We start from the raw sequence: 17,704 nt of genomic DNA on the forward strand, positions 1-17,704 counted from the left end.
AACAGCAATGGCTTTGGGGAGCATTCAATTTATTGCCAATAAAAAAGAGCGTTTGAGCGCTCTTTTTTGCAATTTATCGGTCAGGGCCGGAGTGCTATGACTCAAGCACTTTGGCGCAAATAGTCCATAACGATTTCGTGGTGGTTAGTGGTTTTGAAATTATCAAACACATGCTCCACCTTACCATCAGTGCCAATCAAGAAACTGATCCTATGGATACCGTCATAGGTTTTTCCCATGAAGCTTTTCTCGCCCCATACGCCAAATTGCTCTGCAACTTCATGATTTTCGTCAGACAGTAAAGTGAAATTCAGTAGCTCTTTTTCGGCGAAACGTGACAGCTTTTCAGGTTTATCGGTGCTAATACCCAGCACTTCGACCCCTGCTTTTTTCAATTCATCCATATTATCGCGCAGACCACAGGCCTGAACGGTACAGCCAGGCGTCATGGCTTTAGGATAGAAATAGACCAAGACACGTTGTCCCTGGAAGTCGGCCAAACTAATTTGCTCGCCATCTTGGTCGGGCAAACTAAACTTCGGCGCTATATCACCGGCTTTCAATGGGCTCATTACTAACTCTCCATTCGTGAGTCATGCTGTGGATAGTTCACAACGCTAATACTGCCTTGTGCATTGAGTTCTGTACATAGCTGATAAAAAGCGTGTTCGATTATCGAACTGTTTTGGCTAGCAGGACTGTGCGCACTTATCTGAATATGTAACCGAGGAGGAATCTCACCTTCAGCTGGTTGAGTTTTGGAAACTAACTCTGCGATATTCATATTGTGACAATGGAACAGATTGGTAAACCGTTCAATAATATGAGGGGAGTCATTCACTTCGACTTTCACCCAGACAGTGGCAGGCATGGCTTTCTGATTTTGTGCATTGGTGCGTTTCATCACAATCAGCAAATCAAGCTCTGCGCCTTTTTGCGGCAAGGTTGATTCCAGTAAGGTTATCGCGTTCCAACTGCCGGAAAGCAGCATAATAAAAGTGAACTCTTCACCAAACATGGCCAGCCGGCTATCTTCAATATTACAGCCGCAGCTACTGACATGGCGGGTGATAGTATTCACGATTCCAGGGCGGTCAGCACCGAGTGCGGTAATGACCAGATAATGTTCATCAAGCTGCGGCAAAATCGCTCTTCCTGTCATGCTCTTTGGGGTTACCATGGTAAACATAAAAAAAACCTGCTGCCAAGCGCTTACAACACAGTTGTTTGCTTGCTTTTGGATAGAGGTCAAAAGTACCATGAGTAACTTGTTTATGGAGGGGGTGGGCAATGTTTACGGGAAGTCCGATGTTTACAGGAAGCATAGTTGCGCTGATAACGCCGATGGACGACAAAGGTAATGTCGATCGTGCGAGTCTTAAGAAACTTATCGATTATCATGTAGCCAGTGGAACTGCGGCGATTGTCTCCGTAGGCACGACGGGTGAATCTGCGACGTTGAACCATGACGAACATGTTGATGTTGTCTTGCAGACGCTCGAATTGGCTGATGGCCGGATTCCTGTGATTGCCGGAACCGGTGCTAATGCTACCTCCGAAGCCATTTCGCTCACGCAGCGATTTAATGATACCGGTGTGGTGGGGTGTCTGACGGTGACGCCATATTATAACCGCCCAATGCAGGAAGGGTTATATCAACACTTCAAAGCGATTGCTGAAAGTACCGATTTGCCACAAATTCTCTATAATGTGCCCTCGCGTACCGGTTGCGATATGTTACCGCCGACGATTGCCCGTTTAGCCAAGATTAAAAATATTGTTGCTGTTAAAGAAGCAACAGGGAACTTAAGTCGTGTAAGTCAGATCCAAGTGCTGGTTGATGATGAAGATTTCATCCTGCTCAGTGGTGACGATGCTAGCGGTTTAGACTTTATGCAGTTGGGTGGCCAAGGTGTTATTTCGGTGACAGCAAACATTGCTGCGCGCCAAATGGTTGAACTTTGCGCGCTGGCTGCACAGGGTAACTTTGCAGAGGCACGCCGTTTGAATCAGCGCTTGATGCCGTTGCATCAGCATTTATTTGTAGAAGCAAACCCAATTCCGGTGAAATGGGCCGCAAAGAAGCTGGGATTAATGGCGAATGACACTCTGCGTCTGCCAATGACCCCACTGACTGACCCAGCTAAACGGGTTGTGGAAGACGCGCTGAAAAGCGCAGGTTTGCTGTAACTCTTAGGGAAATTTGATGGCAATAACATTGCAAAAGTCGACAGTGGTAACGGTTGTGGGGGTTTCGCTGGCGATGTTGCTGGCAGGCTGTACCACTGACCAACGCTACAAACGCCAGGTTGGCGGTGACGAGTCTTATCTTGAAGCTCCGGGGTTGAAGCCACTGAATTCACCGGCAGGGATGATTCTGCCAGTGCAAAATGGTGAGTATGATGTCCGCTCTGTCAACACACAAGGCGCTGTGGGCAAACAGTTGGATATCCGTCCTCCCGTTCAGCCACTGGCATTGTTAAGCGGTTCTCGCGCTGAAAATGCTAACGATACCAGCAAGCTATTGTTAGAAAATAGCCCGCAAAATCGTAGCTTGTGGGCGCAAGTTACCCGCGTTCTACAGGACAAAAACTGGACGATCGCCAGCCGCCAGGATGCCAGCCAAACTCTGACAACTGACTGGATTAAATGGAATCGTGCAGATGAAGATGTCCAGTTTGAAGGGCGTTATCAGATAAGTGTGCAAGAGCAAGGTTATCAGTTGGCCCTGGTGGTTAAATCCCTTGAGTTGCAACAAGGTGGCAAGCCAGTTACCAGCTATACCGAGATCCAGCGCTACAATGGTGCCATGCTGAATGCCATTATCGAAGGTCTTGATAAGGTGCGTTCTGATAGCGAAAACAGTCAGGCGGCACGTACAGCCGGTGCTCTTGATGTCCAGAGTGGTAGCGATGATACTGGCTTACCGCAACTGATTGTGCGTGCGCCGTATGCTGTACTGTGGGAACGCCTGCCAAATGCACTTGAAAAAGTGGGCATGAAAGTGACGGATCGTAGCCGCCCGCAGGGTACGATTAACGTTACCGTTAAATCGATGAGCAGCAGTAGTTGGGATGCCTTGGGTGCCAAAGACCCAGAATTACCAACCGGTGATTATAAGCTGCAAGTCGGTGACCTTGATAACCGCAGTAGCTTACAGTTCATCGGGCCTAAAGGGCAAACGCTGACTCAGTCGCAGAATGATGCGCTGGTCGCGGTATTCCAGGCAGCGCTTAGCCAGACTAGTGCTATAAGTACTCAATAAAACCAAAGGGGCTTCGGCCCCTTTAAACCCGTCATACTTCAAGCTGCATGTGCGTTGGCTACGTTCAATCACCCGAATCACTTACTGGTCTTGATCTTAAGAAATAGTAAGCTCATCGGGATTAATGAGCTTCATCCTTGAGGCTCACCCTGCGGGCAGCATAAATGCTGTTCAAATCGGTTCCTGACCGATTTGTCTCTCGCTTGCCGCCTTCCTGCAACTCGAATTATTTAGGGTTTAGTCATTTTATGGCGAGTTATATTTTCACATTACTGGAGTAATTAAGATGCAAAAGCTAGCTGAGTTGTATCGTGGTAAGGCGAAGACCGTCTATACCACCGAAAACCCTGACCTGTTGGTATTGGAGTTCCGTAATGATACGTCAGCACTGGATGGTCAGCGCATTGAGCAGTTCGATCGTAAGGGCATGGTAAACAACAAATTTAACCATTTTATTATGGCTAAATTAGAAGAAGCCGGTATTCCTACTCAGATGGAAAGCTTACTGTCTGATACCGAAGTGCTGGTGAAAAAACTGGAAATGATCCCGGTTGAATGTGTTATCCGTAACCGTGCCGCGGGTTCTTTGGTCAAGCGTCTGGGTATCGAAGAAGGCCTGGAACTGAGCCCACCGCTGTTTGACTTGTTTTTGAAAAACGATGCTATGCATGATCCAATGGTCAATGAGTCTTACTGCAAGACTTTTGGCTGGGCGACAGAAGCACAATTAGCACGGATGAAAGAACTGAGCTATTTGGCCAATGACGTGCTGAGCAAACTGTTTGATGACGCAGGTTTAATCCTGGTGGATTTCAAGTTGGAATTCGGTCTGTTCAACGGTGAAGTGGTGTTGGGCGATGAGTTCTCACCCGATGGCAGCCGCTTGTGGGATAAGAAAACCCTAAACAAAATGGATAAAGACCGTTACCGTCAGAGCTTGGGTGGTTTGATTGAAGCGTACGAAGAAGTTGCACACCGTATTGGCGTAAAATTAGACTAACCACGCAATCGATTACGTTTTCACTGACGTAACCGTTTTAAGGGGAGATAGCCTCTGTCTCCCCCTCATCTCGCCTTATTTTTCCCCGTGGTATTAATCATTTTTGCTTTTGATGGTATTTGCTTCACAGATTTTCTACGATAATACGTAAGAAATATATCTGGGAGTAAAGCTATGCGTTGGCAAGGTCGTCGCGAAAGTGACAATGTAGAAGACCGGCGGGGTGATTCATCTGGCGGTGGTGGCGGGTTCCGGCCTCCTATTGGTGGCAAAGGGGGGCTTGTCATCCTGATTGTGGTGCTGGTAGCAGGTTACTACGGTGTTGATCTGACGCCGCTGTTAAACGGCAGTGATCCTATGTCTCAAACTCAGACTCAACCACGTCCACAAGGTTCAGTCAGCGCCAAAGATGACCAATACGCTAAATTTACCTCTGTGGTGCTGGCCGATACCGAAGACACGTGGAAACCTATTTTTCAAAAAATGGGCCGTAGCTACCAAGAACCTAAATTGGTGATGTATCGCGGTGCAACGCGTACCGGTTGCGGCACCGGTCAGTCGGTAATGGGGCCGTTTTATTGTCCGGCTGACACTACGGTTTATATCGATTTATCTTTCTATGAAGATATGAAAAATAAACTGGGTGCAGAGGGTGATTTTGCTCAAGCTTATGTGATTGCTCATGAAGTTGGGCATCATGTGCAACATTTGCTGGGTATCGATACTAAAGTGCGTCAACAGCAACAGGGCGCTTCTGAGGCGGAAGCTAATCGCTTATCGGTCAAAATGGAATTGCAGGCGGACTGTTTTGCCGGCGTCTGGGGTAAAGCTATGGAAGCGCAAAATGTATTAGAGGTCGGCGACTTACAGGAAGCGTTGAATGCTGCACAGGCCATTGGTGATGACAGATTACAGCAGCAGCGCCAAGGGCGCGTAGTGCCAGATAGCTTCACTCATGGCACCTCGGCTCAACGTTATACTTGGTTTAAACGAGGGTTCGACAGTGGGGACCCGAATAGCTGCAACACCTTCGCCACCCGCTAATAGCGCTAGAACCTCAAGTAAGCAGAGACTATCATAAGCGTACTTTTTGCCGGTGCATTCGCCGCCGGCATTTTATTGCAAGGCAGAATAACCATTATGATAAGGCACAATAACAATGGCCGCTCTTGATCCAACTTTATTAATCCTATTAGTACTGGCTGGACTCGGTATTATTAGCCACAACATGACTGTCACACTCGCGATTCTGACACTAATCGCGGTGCGTATCACCCCACTGAATCAGTTTTTCCCCTGGATAGAAAAATACGGTTTAACCATCGGTATATTGATTCTGACTATTGGCGTGATGACACCGATTGCCAGTGGGAAAATCAGTGCCAGCGAAGTGTTGCACTCCTTTGTCCAGTGGAAATCGATACTGGCTATTGTGGTCGGTGTCGCAGTGTCCTGGCTTGGTGGGCGAGGCGTATCACTGATGACACACCAACCCTCGGTCGTTGCTGGGCTATTAGTCGGAACCGTGTTGGGGGTTGCCTTGTTCCGTGGTGTGCCGGTTGGGCCTTTGATTGCTGCTGGTTTGCTCTCACTGGTTATTGGTAAATCCTAGCGTGATCAACGGGATTATCGCCAGTCAGGCATTGATGGCACAGCAGGGGCATCGGCGCTTGCTGATGCTCAGTGGCGATGCTGATTGGGCGCGGCAGCAGGCGATAAATCTCAGTGAACAACTGCCTGGCGATTGGCTGTGGGTCGGGGATCATTTCCCCCCTGGCGCCAATGGTATTCGACCGATGGCAGCTAAAACCTTATTGGGGCAGGAGGGGTTACACGGCGTATTTGATGCCACTGATGGCCTGAATACAGAAGCGCTGGCGGTATTGTCAGGGGTATTACGGGCAGGAAGTTGGCTACTGTTGTTGGTGCCTGCATGGGACGATTGGGCACTATTACCCGACAGTGACAGCCTGCGCTGGAGTGAACAGGGTTCTCCTATCTCGACGCCGAATTTTATCCGTCATGTGCAACACCAACTTCTCGCCTCTCCCGATGTTTTTTTGTGGCAGCAGGGCAAGTTGCCACCTGCACTGCAGTTTGATGCTCGCCCAAACTGGCAGCCGCCAGACGGCACCCCCACCACAGAACAGCAGGCAATTCTTCAACGCTTGATGCAGGCCAGGCAGGGTGTTTGGGTGCTAACAGCAGCGCGCGGACGGGGTAAGTCGACACTGGCCGGTATGCTGGTGGCACAATCTACGGGCCATTGTTGGGTCACTGGGCCGGGCAAGGCCGCCACCCAAGTATTAAGCCAGCGAGCAGAGGGGCGCGCGCGTTTTTGGGCGCCAGATGCGCTGCTGGATTATTGCCAGCAACATGATGTCAGTGATATTGACTGGTTATTGATTGATGAGGCCGCCACTATCCCAACTGCGTTGCTATCGGCGCTTTTGGCTCACTTTCCTCGGGCTTTATTAACCACGACTGTACAGGGCTATGAAGGTACTGGACGTGGCTTCTTATTGAAGTTTTGCGCGACCTTAAGTGACTGGCATCATTTAACACTGACAGATCCTATTCGCTGGGCCAGCCATGATCCACTGGAGCAGATTATCGACGATATTATGCTGTTCGATGATGATCGGATAAATGATAAATTGTCGCCGACAGAATCAGCCACGACATCCATCGATATTACTGTCTGTGAACAGTCTGATTGGTTGAATAACTTCGAGTTATTGCGGCACTTTTATGGTTTGCTTTCCAGCGCCCATTACCGCACTACACCACTTGATTTGCGGCGTTTGATGGATGCGCCCGGTATGCATTTTTCAGCCGCAAAGGTTGCTGATTCAGTGGTTGGGGCTTTGTGGCTGGTGGATGAAGGTGGGCTGGAGAGCGCATTAGCCCATGCGGTTTGGGCCGGCCAACGGCGACCTAAAGGCAGTTTGGTGGCGCAATCACTGGCGGCCCATAGCGGGCAATGGCAAGCGCCAATCTTATTATCCAGACGAATTAGTCGAGTTGCGGTAGCACCATTATGGCGACAGCGAGGGATTGCCCGGCAGATGATTGCTGCCGAACAAGCTCGGGCACAGCGGGAAGGGTTGGATTTTCTTTCGGTCAGTTTTGGCTTTACGGCAGAGTTAGCGTGTTTTTGGAGAGCCTGCGGCTTTCAACTGGTGCGGATTGGTAGTCATAAAGAAGCCAGCAGCGGCTGTTACGCAGCAATGGCTGTGTTACCTCTTAGTCGCGCCGGGCAAATGCTCTGTGAGGCGGCACGCCAGCAATTAGTGCGGGACTGGTATTGGTTGCAGCAATGGATTGATCTGGAAACACCTGTATTGATACTCCCACCAGAACAACCTGATATCACCTTAAATGATGATGACTGGCGCGAGCTTGCCGGGTTTGCTTTTGCTTTGCGCCCATTAGAGGCGAGTTTGCCTGCGTTACAGCGGCTGTTGTTGCAAGAGAAAGTGTTGCAAATAAAAGCCCCTCTTCCTGCATTACGACAATATTTACAGCAGGGGCGTACGACAGCGGACATTATTCATCATCTGGGCCTTTCAGGGCGGAAAGCATTGGTGACCAAATGGCGTCAAGAGGCTGCCGAAGCGATGGCTGAGCTAAAACCGGTGTGCAATTCTTTAGTTAACATCAATTATTTCCAATAACTCCCTCAATAAAACCCAATATCCTTTTTAAAGCAGCAGCCTATAGTTAATCCTATTATTATTTGGATACTAAAGGTCTCGCGATGAATCAGAAACACATTGTGGTGCAGCAACCAGCACAACCTGAGCAATTAATTTTGTTATTTCATGGTGTTGGCGACAGTGCTGCGGGGATGGCCCCGATCGGTAGCCATTTTGCTCAAGCTTTTCCTGCGGCACGGGTGGTCAGTATTGATGGGCCATTTGCCAGCAGTATGGGCAATGGGCGGCAGTGGTTTTCCGTTCAGGGGATAACCGAGCAGGGTAGGCAAGGGCGTATTGATGAAGTGATGACTGAATTTATTGCTACGGTGCGTCACTGGCAGCAACAAAGTGGGCTTAGCGCAGCGCAGACAACATTAGTGGGATTCTCGCAGGGCACTATTATGTCTTTGGAAGGAGTGAAAGCGCAGCCGCAGCTGGCCGGGCAGGTCATCGGATTCAGCGGGCGTTTCGCTACCTTGCCACAGCAGCCCATTACTGACGTCACTATTCATCTGATCCATGGGGAGCAAGATGGCGTTATCTCGGTAGAACAGGCCAAAGCCGCAGCGAATAGCTTAACGGCGTTGGGATGTTCGGTGACATTGGATCTGGATGCCAATACCGGACATGGGATTAATCAACCCATGTTGGCGCGAGCGATTACTCATTTGCACCACGATCTTGCGGGAAATTAATCAGGAGGGAGTTGTGCTCCCTCTCATTTACTTTTTCTTGTCTTTATCCGGCCAGTCGTCGTCATCATCCCACTGCGCGTTATTGTCGCGGTGGGGGGGGATCTCCGGCTTATTACTCAAAAATTTCTTATGATCAAGGCGGCGTAACTCTTTGATACCGTTTAAGATCATGCCGACAAGTATGATGAGAACTACCCACCAGTAATCTGCGAGCCAATGCATGGTTAAATTCCTTTACCTATCATCTTTCAAATTGCTATGTGTTAACTGCATCTTGAAATCTATTAGGTATCGTTATAAATCGTGAAAAAATCATGGGTAAATGATTAGCAAGCCACTCACTACCCGCCACATCCTGTGATTGCCAGGCTTCCAGCAAGATGGCGGGTGTCAGTAAATGTTCCGCAGTTGTTGCCAGAGGGCGGTAACTCAGGTGCCAAGGTTCAGCAGCAACGCCGCCGGTGTCTGTGCTAAAAGGCCGGTAAAAACCGAATTCAGCCATATGTGCATCAAGCCATTGAGTCAGCGGATAAAAGTATCCCCCCTCTTGGTATTCCCATGGCTCCAGTTGCAATTTTGTCTCCACAGGTAACAGTGATGGGTCGTAAATATCCAAATCACTGCCCCAGTGGTGACGGCTGGCCCCCGGTAGGGCAGACCAGCGCAAGATAGCTTCACAACGGCTGGCTGCATCAAGCTGAGAAATGTCTATCGGTTGACTGTCTTTATCTAATACTGGTCGCTCACCGCGAAATTTGCCATTCCAGATAGCCAATTGGCGATCAAAATCGCGAAAAGTACTGGCTGGCTGCAAATCAAAACCGGCCACTTTAGCTGCCCGTTGCATGGCGAGAAAGGCATCAACAGCCTGGGGCTGCATGCGGTGATTACCGGTTAACACCACTAAATGTTCCGTTGAGCGCCCGGTGACCATCTGTGGGGTCAATGTATTAGCTGTCATGCGATAAGTTGCTCCATGATTTTCTGATACATCCGGCTCAGCAGTTGTAAATCAGCAGCGTGAACACATTCATTCACTTTATGGATTGTGGCATTAACTGGCCCCAGTTCAACCACTTGTGCGCCCATTAAGGCTATAAACCGGCCATCAGAGGTACCACCGGTGGTCAACAGTTGCGGTGTTATCTCGGCGTAATGCTCAACGGCATTAACCACAGCATCAACCAAGGCACCACGCGCAGTCAGGAATGGCTGACCAGATAGAACCCATTCCAGGGTGTAATCGAGTTGATGACGCTCCAGTAATGCCTCAACCCGCTGCTTAATCATGCTATCAGTCAGTTCAGTGCTAAAGCGGAAGTTGAATTGCACATAGAACTCACCGGGAATCACGTTATTACTGCCAGTCCCGGCATGCAAGTTAGCGATTTGCATACTGGTGGCGGGGAAGAACTCATTGCCTTCGTCCCATTGTGTCGCCACCAGTTCATTCAGGGCAGGTATTGCTCGGTGAACGGGGTTATCAGCCAGATGAGGATAAGCCACATGCCCTTGGATACCGTGGATGCGCAAGTTGGCGGTGATAGAGCCTCGACGACCATTCTTCACTACATCACCGACGCGGTCGGTACTGGATGGCTCACCTACCAGGCAGTAATCCAACCGCTCATGACGTGCCATCAGGGCGTTAACCACTTTAACGGTGCCATTAATAGCTTTGGCTTCTTCATCTGAGGTAATCATAAATGCCAGGCGACCTTTATGATTAGGATATGCGGCCACAAAGCGCTCAGCTGCAACCACCATCGCCGCCAGTGAACCTTTCATGTCGGCAGCGCCACGGCCATACAGCATGCCACCGCGAATAGTTGGCTCAAACGGTGGGCTGCTCCAATGGCTTTCATCGCCGGTAGGAACCACATCGGTATGACCGGCAAACGCCAGTGTTTCGCCTTCGCCACGCCAGGCCCAGAAGTTGAGAGTATCGCCAAAATTCATCGGTTCGACGGTAAAACCGATAGCTTCTAAGCGCTGAATCATGATCTCCTGGCAACCCGCATCATTAGGGCTGAGCGACGGGCGTTTAATTAATTGTTGGGCCAGGTCGATTACCGGACAGATCATGTTATTGCACCTCAATAGCGTTTTGGTTATGGGTTACTTTTTGTTGAGTAAGATGTTGCTGAATAAACTGTTGATAAATTTCAATTTTGAAGCCCAGCAGCAGCTCACCATTGCTTGTTTCTAACAGCGGACGTTTGATAATAGCAGGCTGTTCCAACATCAGCAGTTTGGCCGATTGTGCATCAGTAATGGCATCGCGCTGGGCTTGTGGCAATTTACGCCAGGTTGTCCCGCGAGTGTTCAGCAATGGCTCCCAACCCAGCTTATCGATAAAACCTTGTAGGCGTTCGTCACTCAACCCATCCACACGATAATCGTGAAACTGATAGGCAATGTTTTGTTCTTCCAGCCAGCGGCGGGCCTTTTTTAGGGTGTCACAATTTTTAATGCCATAAAGGCACAATAATGAGGTTGCTGGATTATCTGACATGGAAAAATAATACCTCGGCTAGAATGGCGCGATTATGCAGGATAAATATAAGGCCAGTCACTGATGTGGCTGCCAAGTTTGTCCATAATGCGGGAAAATGGGGTTTGAATCCAGACGGCTATGAAGTGTTTAGCGCGTAAATGTGTACGTGTAGTTGAGGGATTTAGCCAATTCGGTCTAGGTCAGCGGCATATTGGCGAATAGCTTTTTGGTAGAGGCTGATATCTTGATGATTTGAGGTTTCAGCCAGCAATATCAATAATGCTGCAACCGCTTCTTTGGTCTCACCCAGATTGTACAATGTCATGGCACGAAACAAGGTGATCTCTTTTGCTTGTGGAAAACGCACTAACGCCGCGTCAAATGTATTTAATGATTCCTGATAGAGCCCCAGCGCCCGGTAAGTGCTACCTAGTCCAAGATAGGCTTCCTGTAACTCTTTTCCCGCCAAATTATGCTCGATAGCCGCACGATAGAAAGGGATCGCTTGCAACTCTAGCCCTTGCACATCATAAAGAGAGGCAATCTTATACAGCAGGATGGCGTTGTCTGGGTCGCTGCGCAGTAAATTTTGCGCCATTGCCACCGCATCATCGTAACGGCCCAACTCTTTCAGCGAATCAATAGAGTGTTTCATGGTTTACTCTGCATTTTGCCAATAATGGGTTGTGTCAAAAACGGCATTTATCCCTATATATCTGAGCACGCTACTCCGGAATCAACCAACAGGCAAGTAAAGTGCTCACTGCCAGAGAAACGCAGTCAAAAGACCAAATTCAATATCTCTGAAGCAGATCTCATTTCCACACTCATCTAAATGGATTCCAATTTTGACTGTTCAAAAAACAGGCGTATAATTGACCGCGATAATTAGAGAGGAAGTTATGGTCGATGTTGAGTTAGGTACGTGGAAAGAGTTTATCGATGCTATGTTGCGTAAGGCATAAGCGAATAAACCGGCAGTAAGAGTTGTTATCTTTTGTTGTTTTATTAATACATATCCAGGGGCGGGGTATCGTCCGCAGAAAGGCAGAAACGTCATCGTTCCTGCCTTTTTTATTGGCTGTTTATCGCTTTTACTCTCAGCCAATTATCACTGGCTGTTTTGATATTGATAGCCCATCCAAGGCACCACAATGTTGCCGCTATTAATAAGAAAGAAACGCTCAAAGCCAGGAACCAACACATTGACGACAGTGCAGCCAGAAGTGCTTTGATAGAGAATATTAACCAGCAATTGGTACCCTCGCATGTTTAACTCCCGTTCTACCTGCAATAATTGCTCAATTACTGGCGCAATGGGGCTATCTTCTGGAATATCAACACTATGTAAGGTTCTATCCGTTAATAGTCCGGGTAAATAAGCTTCACAACTACGCCGTAGTTTTGGCCACTGTGCTAATCGCCGTAAAGAATGTTTCTGTGTATCAATGAGGTAAGGGAATCTGGTGACAATAGAATGAAACTGGATCAGTTCGGTTATTGCCCGAGATATAGCGTAATAAGGTGAGAGGGAGGTTCCTGCACCAAATAAATGTACCGCCTGGCAAGTTTTATGGCCGAAAGCGATGAATGTCCGACAACTTGAAGATTGGCTTATTTCGAGTACTGTAATGTGATCTGCTATTTCGGCCTGAGCATTTAACCATAAAGCGTGAAGTTCTTCTTGTAGCGAATCAGGATTAACCAGGCGTAATGCTTTTTTGCTATCTTGATAAAAGTAATTAATCAAAAATTGAGATAAATCTTCACGCTCAATACTTTCATTTGCAGCATGCAGCGCCGCTTCCTGAAAAGAAGAACCAATAGCGGTGCCGCTATTACTGGAATAGCGGCGTAATACCTGATAATCGAAACTATCTCCTTCAAGGGGAAAATCTGCGTAATCCGGCGTTGAAAAAGCGGCTGGATAATAAATCGAAATATCGCCAGTGATATTACTATAACGGCGACAAGCAATTTTTGTGTTGGGTTGAGTTTGTAGCACATCTCTAACGAAATCCGTACCGTCCAAGGTATTTTGTAGTTTATTGGTTTTGCATAATGTTATTTCGCCGAATCTTTGGTGATTTGTTGAAATATAATGTTCAAATGCTTCATAAAAAGCACCCGTTAGAGCTGCGCCATCAATACCTTTACCCACACCTTGGCTGAGTAAATTATTATTTTTATCATAAATATCACATGTGGTCGTAATGATATGTAGGCCAATGTTTTCTATGTGAGGAGTGATGGCGTTATCCTGAAACTCAGCCAGAATTCGTCTTTTTGCTTCGACTAATGTAATTTCTCGCTCATGAGGTAATTCCATTAATTTATCTCCTGTTAACAATTAATTAAGGAGGCCTGAGCCCCCCTAATTATGATGCTATTAACTTTCCAGTTCAGCTAACTCCTTTTCTGTTAAACAAGTAAGGTGTTCATTGTTTTCAATAGACTCATCTTCATCAATTTTATTTGGCAATAAGCCGAGAATACCCATAATTATATCTCCTGACTCTCTTGAGGTTAATGTTATGCTGTGTTTTTATTCCCGAAGTATGACGGGAAAAATAAATATGGATGATGATTTTAAAATGGTCAAGATATAACTGTAAATATATAGTGCTGCTTGTTTGTTTAATTCTTTAATTACTTATTTAAATATAATTAATATATTGACTTATTATTCTTTAATTTGCTTTAAATAAAAAGGTGACATTAATCGTTAATGTCACCTTTCTTTAGGTACACCCAGTATCCTTTACAGCTCTACTGAGTATCACTATTTTTCGCAGATGCCAGCCTGCCGGGGAAGCGGCGTCGCACCAGGACAAAGAACAGTGGCACGAAGAAAATAGCCAGCACGGTAGCTGAAATCATCCCCCCCATCACACCGGTACCCACCGCATGTTGGCTACCAGAGCCGGCCCCTTGACTGATTGCCATTGGCAATACACCAAAGATAAATGCCAATGAAGTCATCAGAATGGGCCGTAGCCGCAGGCGAGAGGCTTCAAGTGTTGCCTCCACTAAATCTTTGCCTTTATTGTTCAATTCACTGGCAAACTCGACTATCAATATAGCATTTTTGGCTGATAGCCCAATGATGGTGAGTAATCCGACCTGGAAATAGACGTCATTTTCCAAGCCCCGCATCCAGGTTGCAGCAACCGCCCCAATCACCCCGAGTGGCACAACCAGCATCACTGAGAAGGGTATTGACCAACTTTCATATAATGCTGCCAGACATAAGAATACGACTAACAGTGAAATGGCGTAGAGGGCAGGGGCTTGTGAGCCAGAGAGCCGCTCTTGATAGGACATTCCCGTCCATTCCAAACCAAATCCATTAGGCAGTTGTTTGACCAACCCCTCCATTACATCCATAGCGGTGCCGGTACTGACGCCCGGAGCCGCTTCACCGACGATTTCCAAAGCAGAATAGCCGTTATAGCGCTCCAATCGTGGCGAGCCATACTCCCAGCGAGTGGTTGAAAAGGCAGAGAAAGGTACCATGCCGCCGCTTTTATTACGCACATACCATTTGTTAACGTCTTCCGGCAACATACGTGCAGTGGCTTCAGATTGAACATACACTTTCTTCACCCGCCCACGATCAACAAAGTCGTTAACGTAAGTCGACCCCCATGCCGTTTTTAGCGTGTTGTTAATATCATCCAAGGACACACCCAGCGCTTGTGCTTTGCGCTGATCAATATCTATCTGTAATTGCGGGCTATCATCCAACCCGTTATGGCGAACTCGTGTTAGCGCGGGATCCTGAGATGCCATCTGTAATAATTGGTCACGTGCCGCCATGAGTTTATCGTGCCCTAAACCGCCGTGATCTTGTAATTCCATATCAAAACCTGACGAACCACCCAAACCTGAAATAGCCGGGGGGCTACTGACAGAGACTTTGGCCTCGGCGATTTTGTTAAACATCTTGGTGGCGCGTTCAATGATGGCAAATGACGAATCATTACTGTCTTTTCGCTGTTCCCAGTCAGACAGTCTGATGAACAGGCGCGCGACGTTTTGACCATTACCACCGGGGCCTGACCCCACCGTGGAGAACACCGACAGCACATTATTTTTCTCTGCCGTCAGGAAGTAATTCTCGACTTTCTCAACCACTCTGAGTGTCTGCTGCTGAGTAGAGCCGACAGGAAGTTGTACCTGAGCCATAAAGACACCACGGTCTTCCAGGGGCAGGAATGAGGTTGGTAACTTGATAAACAGCAGCGCCAGCCCACCTAAAAGCAATAAATACAGCAGCATATAACGCACGCTGTGATGTAAAACCTGCGCCACGCCCCGCTCATAGCGGTGAGCATTGCGGTCAAACATGCGGTTAAACCAGCCAAAGAAGCCGCGTTTGGCATGATGATGTCCCGGTTTGATAGGCTTAAGCATGGTGGCGCAAAGTGCCGGGGTCAAAATCAATGCCACCAGCACTGAAAGCACCATGGCGGATACGATAGTAATGGAGAACTGGCGATAAATAGCCCCAGTGGTGCCACCGAAGAAAGCCATCGGAATAAATACCGCTGACAGCACCAGAGCAATCCCCACCAGCGCGCCCTGAATTTGGCTCATGGATTTGCGTGTGGCTTCTCGTGGATCAAGCCCTTCCTCACTCATCACGCGCTCCACATTTTCCACTACGACAATGGCATCATCGACGAGTAAACCGATGGCTAGCACGATGGCAAACATGGTTAAGGTATTAATGCTGAATCCGAATGCCGACAGTATTGCGAAGGTACCCAATAGCACCACCGGAACGGCAATTGTGGGAATAAGCGTGGCGCGGAAGTTTTGTAAAAACAAATACATCACCAGGAAAACCAGTAAAATGGCTTCCAGCAGTGTTTTGACCACGTCTTTGATGGAGGCTTTCACAAAGGGGGTGGTTTCATAGGCAATTTTTGCTTCCAGGCCGTGCGGGAAGAATGGGGTCAGTTCTGCGATACGGGCTTTGACTAATTCATCCGTTTGCAGCTCATTAGCGCCTGATGCCAGTTTGATGCTCATCCCCGAAGCTGCCTGACCATTAAAACGACTCAGATAATCATATTTTTCGGCACCCATCTCAATTTTTGCTACATCACCCAGTGTCACCAGTGAACCATCTTGATTGACTCGCAACGTGATTTCTCTGAATTGTTCTGGAGTTTGCAACTGTGATTGGGCATTAATCGTGGCATTGAGCGCCTGATTATCGACAGAAGGTGTTCCGCCCAATTGCCCCACGGCTATCTGGCTGTTTTGTGACTGAATCGCAGTCACAATATCCTGGGTAGTAAGTTGATAATTATTGAGTTTATTAGGATCAAGCCAAATACGCATCGCATATTGGGAACCGAATGCATCAATGCTGCCCACCCCTTCAATACGGCTGAGTGGGTCTTGCAGATTACTGGCGACATAGTCGGCAATATCTTGTTTATCCATGCTGCCATCAGTGGAAACAAACGCCACCATCATCAGGGTGTTATCCCCTGATTTAGATACTGAAACGCCTTGCTGCTGTACATCTTGCGGCAACTTTTTGATAGCGGACTGCAACTGGTTTTGTACCTGCTGCATAGCTTCGTTAGGATTGGTTCCAGCCTGAAAAGTCAGGGTTATTGATGCACTGCCGGAGTTACTGCTTTGTGACGACATATACAGCAGGTTATCCAGACCGGTCATACTTTGTTCTATGACCTGCGTGACAGTATTTTCCAGTGTTTGTGCCGAGGCTCCAGGATAGGATGCACTAATGCGCACATTAGGCGGTGCCAGATTAGGATATTGCTCAACCGGCAGTGTTGAGATTGCCAATGCGCCAGTCAGACACAAAATTATCGCCAATACCCAAGCAAATATTGGGCGGTCGATGAAAAAATTAGCCATGCAGTGCCAGCCTCTAGGGTTAAATACAGCAGAATCCACGTTGCACTTTACGCGGGAATGCTGAGAAAAACGTGAAGAAAATAAGGAGAAGCTGTAAATAACATCGTAAAAATCGAGTTAATTCACCTTGCTGGCGAAAATAGTCATATACCCTAAATAATTCGAGTTGGAGGAAGGCAACCAACGCACATGCAACTTGAAGTATGACGGGGATAAACAGGTGTTTTTTCTGGCATCAAGTAGACTATTGAGTAGCTATCCAACCTTGGAGAATGTTATGGAACTTAATCCGGTATTTGCCCGTCGTCTCTACCTTTGTTGGTTGATAAGCCGGGAGGCATCGCTGAATGTACCGCGCTTGATGGAATTGACCGGCTGGCCACGGCGAACATTACAGGATGTGCTGAAAGCTCTGCCCGGTTTGGGCATCACCTTGACATTTGTACAGGATGGTGTGCGCAATAATGCGGGATATTATCGGTTAGACAGTTGGGGGCCGCTGAATAAAAAATGGATAGACGATAACCATGATTTTATTTTAGCAGCCATTAAGTAATCTAATAACTTGGCTGCTATATACCCGTCATACTTCAAGCTACATGTCCCTTGGCTATGACCAATAACCCGAATCACTTACTGGCCTTG

General features: G+C 47.7%; 17 protein-coding genes. 8 read left to right on the top strand and 9 right to left on the bottom strand.

The features are described 5' to 3' along the window. Positions 1-101 precede the first annotated feature (101 nt). Positions 102-572: a thioredoxin-dependent thiol peroxidase gene (gene bcp / locus ACF3VQ_RS05920; protein WP_005172369.1), complete on the bottom strand. Its 471-nt coding sequence runs from the start codon at positions 570-572 to the stop codon at positions 102-104. Positions 573-574: 2 nt separating this feature from the next. Next, positions 575-1,144, bottom strand: coding sequence for a glycine cleavage system transcriptional repressor (locus tag ACF3VQ_RS05925; RefSeq protein WP_392435464.1), 570 nt, complete (start codon positions 1,142-1,144; stop codon positions 575-577). A gap of 164 nt (positions 1,145-1,308) precedes the next feature. Between ACF3VQ_RS05925 and dapA the strand changes: the two genes are divergently transcribed. The 7 genes from dapA to ypfH all read left to right on the top strand — a co-directional run bounded on the left by dapA (position 1,309) and on the right by ypfH (position 8,661). Then, positions 1,309-2,190 (top strand): 4-hydroxy-tetrahydrodipicolinate synthase, encoded by an 882-nt coding sequence (gene dapA, locus ACF3VQ_RS05930; RefSeq protein ID WP_392433792.1) that lies wholly within the window; start codon positions 1,309-1,311, stop codon positions 2,188-2,190. A gap of 16 nt (positions 2,191-2,206) precedes the next feature. Next, a complete protein-coding gene (gene bamC / locus ACF3VQ_RS05935; RefSeq protein ID WP_392433793.1) occupies positions 2,207-3,265 on the top strand; it encodes an outer membrane protein assembly factor BamC in 1,059 nt (352 codons plus the stop codon). Between the two features lie 286 nt (positions 3,266-3,551). Beyond that, positions 3,552-4,265, top strand: coding sequence for a phosphoribosylaminoimidazolesuccinocarboxamide synthase (purC, locus tag ACF3VQ_RS05940; protein WP_392433794.1), 714 nt, complete (start codon positions 3,552-3,554; stop codon positions 4,263-4,265). Positions 4,266-4,439: 174 nt separating this feature from the next. Beyond that, on the top strand, positions 4,440-5,309 hold the full coding sequence (locus tag ACF3VQ_RS05945; RefSeq protein WP_392433795.1) for a neutral zinc metallopeptidase: 870 nt from the start codon (positions 4,440-4,442) through the stop codon (positions 5,307-5,309). Between the two features lie 115 nt (positions 5,310-5,424). Further along, positions 5,425-5,877: a DUF441 domain-containing protein gene (locus ACF3VQ_RS05950; protein ID WP_005172363.1), complete on the top strand. Its 453-nt coding sequence runs from the start codon at positions 5,425-5,427 to the stop codon at positions 5,875-5,877. A 1-nt stretch (position 5,878) separates the two neighbouring features. After that, positions 5,879-7,942, top strand: a complete 2,064-nt coding sequence (locus ACF3VQ_RS05955; protein ID WP_392433796.1) for a tRNA(Met) cytidine acetyltransferase TmcA — start codon at positions 5,879-5,881, stop codon at positions 7,940-7,942. 83 nt (positions 7,943-8,025) lie between these two features. Then, on the top strand, positions 8,026-8,661 hold the full coding sequence (gene ypfH, locus ACF3VQ_RS05960; protein ID WP_392433797.1) for an esterase: 636 nt from the start codon (positions 8,026-8,028) through the stop codon (positions 8,659-8,661). Between the two features lie 27 nt (positions 8,662-8,688). On the opposite strand, the gene ACF3VQ_RS05965 is transcribed toward ypfH, so the two are convergent. The 7 genes from ACF3VQ_RS05965 to acrD form a co-directional block, all read right to left on the bottom strand. After that, positions 8,689-8,883: a YpfN family protein gene (locus tag ACF3VQ_RS05965; RefSeq protein WP_005172354.1), complete on the bottom strand. Its 195-nt coding sequence runs from the start codon at positions 8,881-8,883 to the stop codon at positions 8,689-8,691. A gap of 34 nt (positions 8,884-8,917) precedes the next feature. Next, positions 8,918-9,622, bottom strand: coding sequence for a M15 family metallopeptidase (locus ACF3VQ_RS05970; protein WP_392433798.1), 705 nt, complete (start codon positions 9,620-9,622; stop codon positions 8,918-8,920). Continuing rightward, positions 9,619-10,746, bottom strand: coding sequence for a succinyl-diaminopimelate desuccinylase (dapE, locus tag ACF3VQ_RS05975; RefSeq protein ID WP_392433799.1), 1,128 nt, complete (start codon positions 10,744-10,746; stop codon positions 9,619-9,621). The genes ACF3VQ_RS05970 and dapE overlap by 4 nt, the downstream gene beginning before the upstream one ends. A gap of 1 nt (position 10,747) precedes the next feature. After that, complete coding sequence (locus ACF3VQ_RS05980) at positions 10,748-11,176, bottom strand: ArsC family reductase (protein WP_392433800.1); 429 nt, start codon at positions 11,174-11,176, stop codon at positions 10,748-10,750. A 163-nt stretch (positions 11,177-11,339) separates the two neighbouring features. Beyond that, positions 11,340-11,813: a tetratricopeptide repeat protein gene (locus ACF3VQ_RS05985; RefSeq protein WP_019081767.1), complete on the bottom strand. Its 474-nt coding sequence runs from the start codon at positions 11,811-11,813 to the stop codon at positions 11,340-11,342. 456 nt (positions 11,814-12,269) lie between these two features. Then, positions 12,270-13,487 carry a YcaO-like family protein gene (locus ACF3VQ_RS05990; protein WP_392433801.1) on the bottom strand — a complete coding sequence of 406 codons (1,218 nt, stop codon included), beginning with the start codon at positions 13,485-13,487 and terminating at the stop codon, positions 12,270-12,272. 440 nt (positions 13,488-13,927) lie between these two features. Then, positions 13,928-17,059, bottom strand: coding sequence for a multidrug efflux RND transporter permease AcrD (gene acrD, locus ACF3VQ_RS05995; RefSeq protein ID WP_392433802.1), 3,132 nt, complete (start codon positions 17,057-17,059; stop codon positions 13,928-13,930). Positions 17,060-17,336: 277 nt separating this feature from the next. On the opposite strand from acrD, the gene ACF3VQ_RS06000 reads away from it, so the two are divergent. Further along, positions 17,337-17,615, top strand: a complete 279-nt coding sequence (locus ACF3VQ_RS06000; protein WP_392433803.1) for a helix-turn-helix domain-containing protein — start codon at positions 17,337-17,339, stop codon at positions 17,613-17,615. The last annotated feature ends 89 nt before the right edge of the window (positions 17,616-17,704 follow it).

Origin of the sequence: Yersinia fenwicki, from assembly GCF_043099325.1 — a bacterium.
Classification (GTDB): domain Bacteria; phylum Pseudomonadota; class Gammaproteobacteria; order Enterobacterales; family Enterobacteriaceae; genus Yersinia.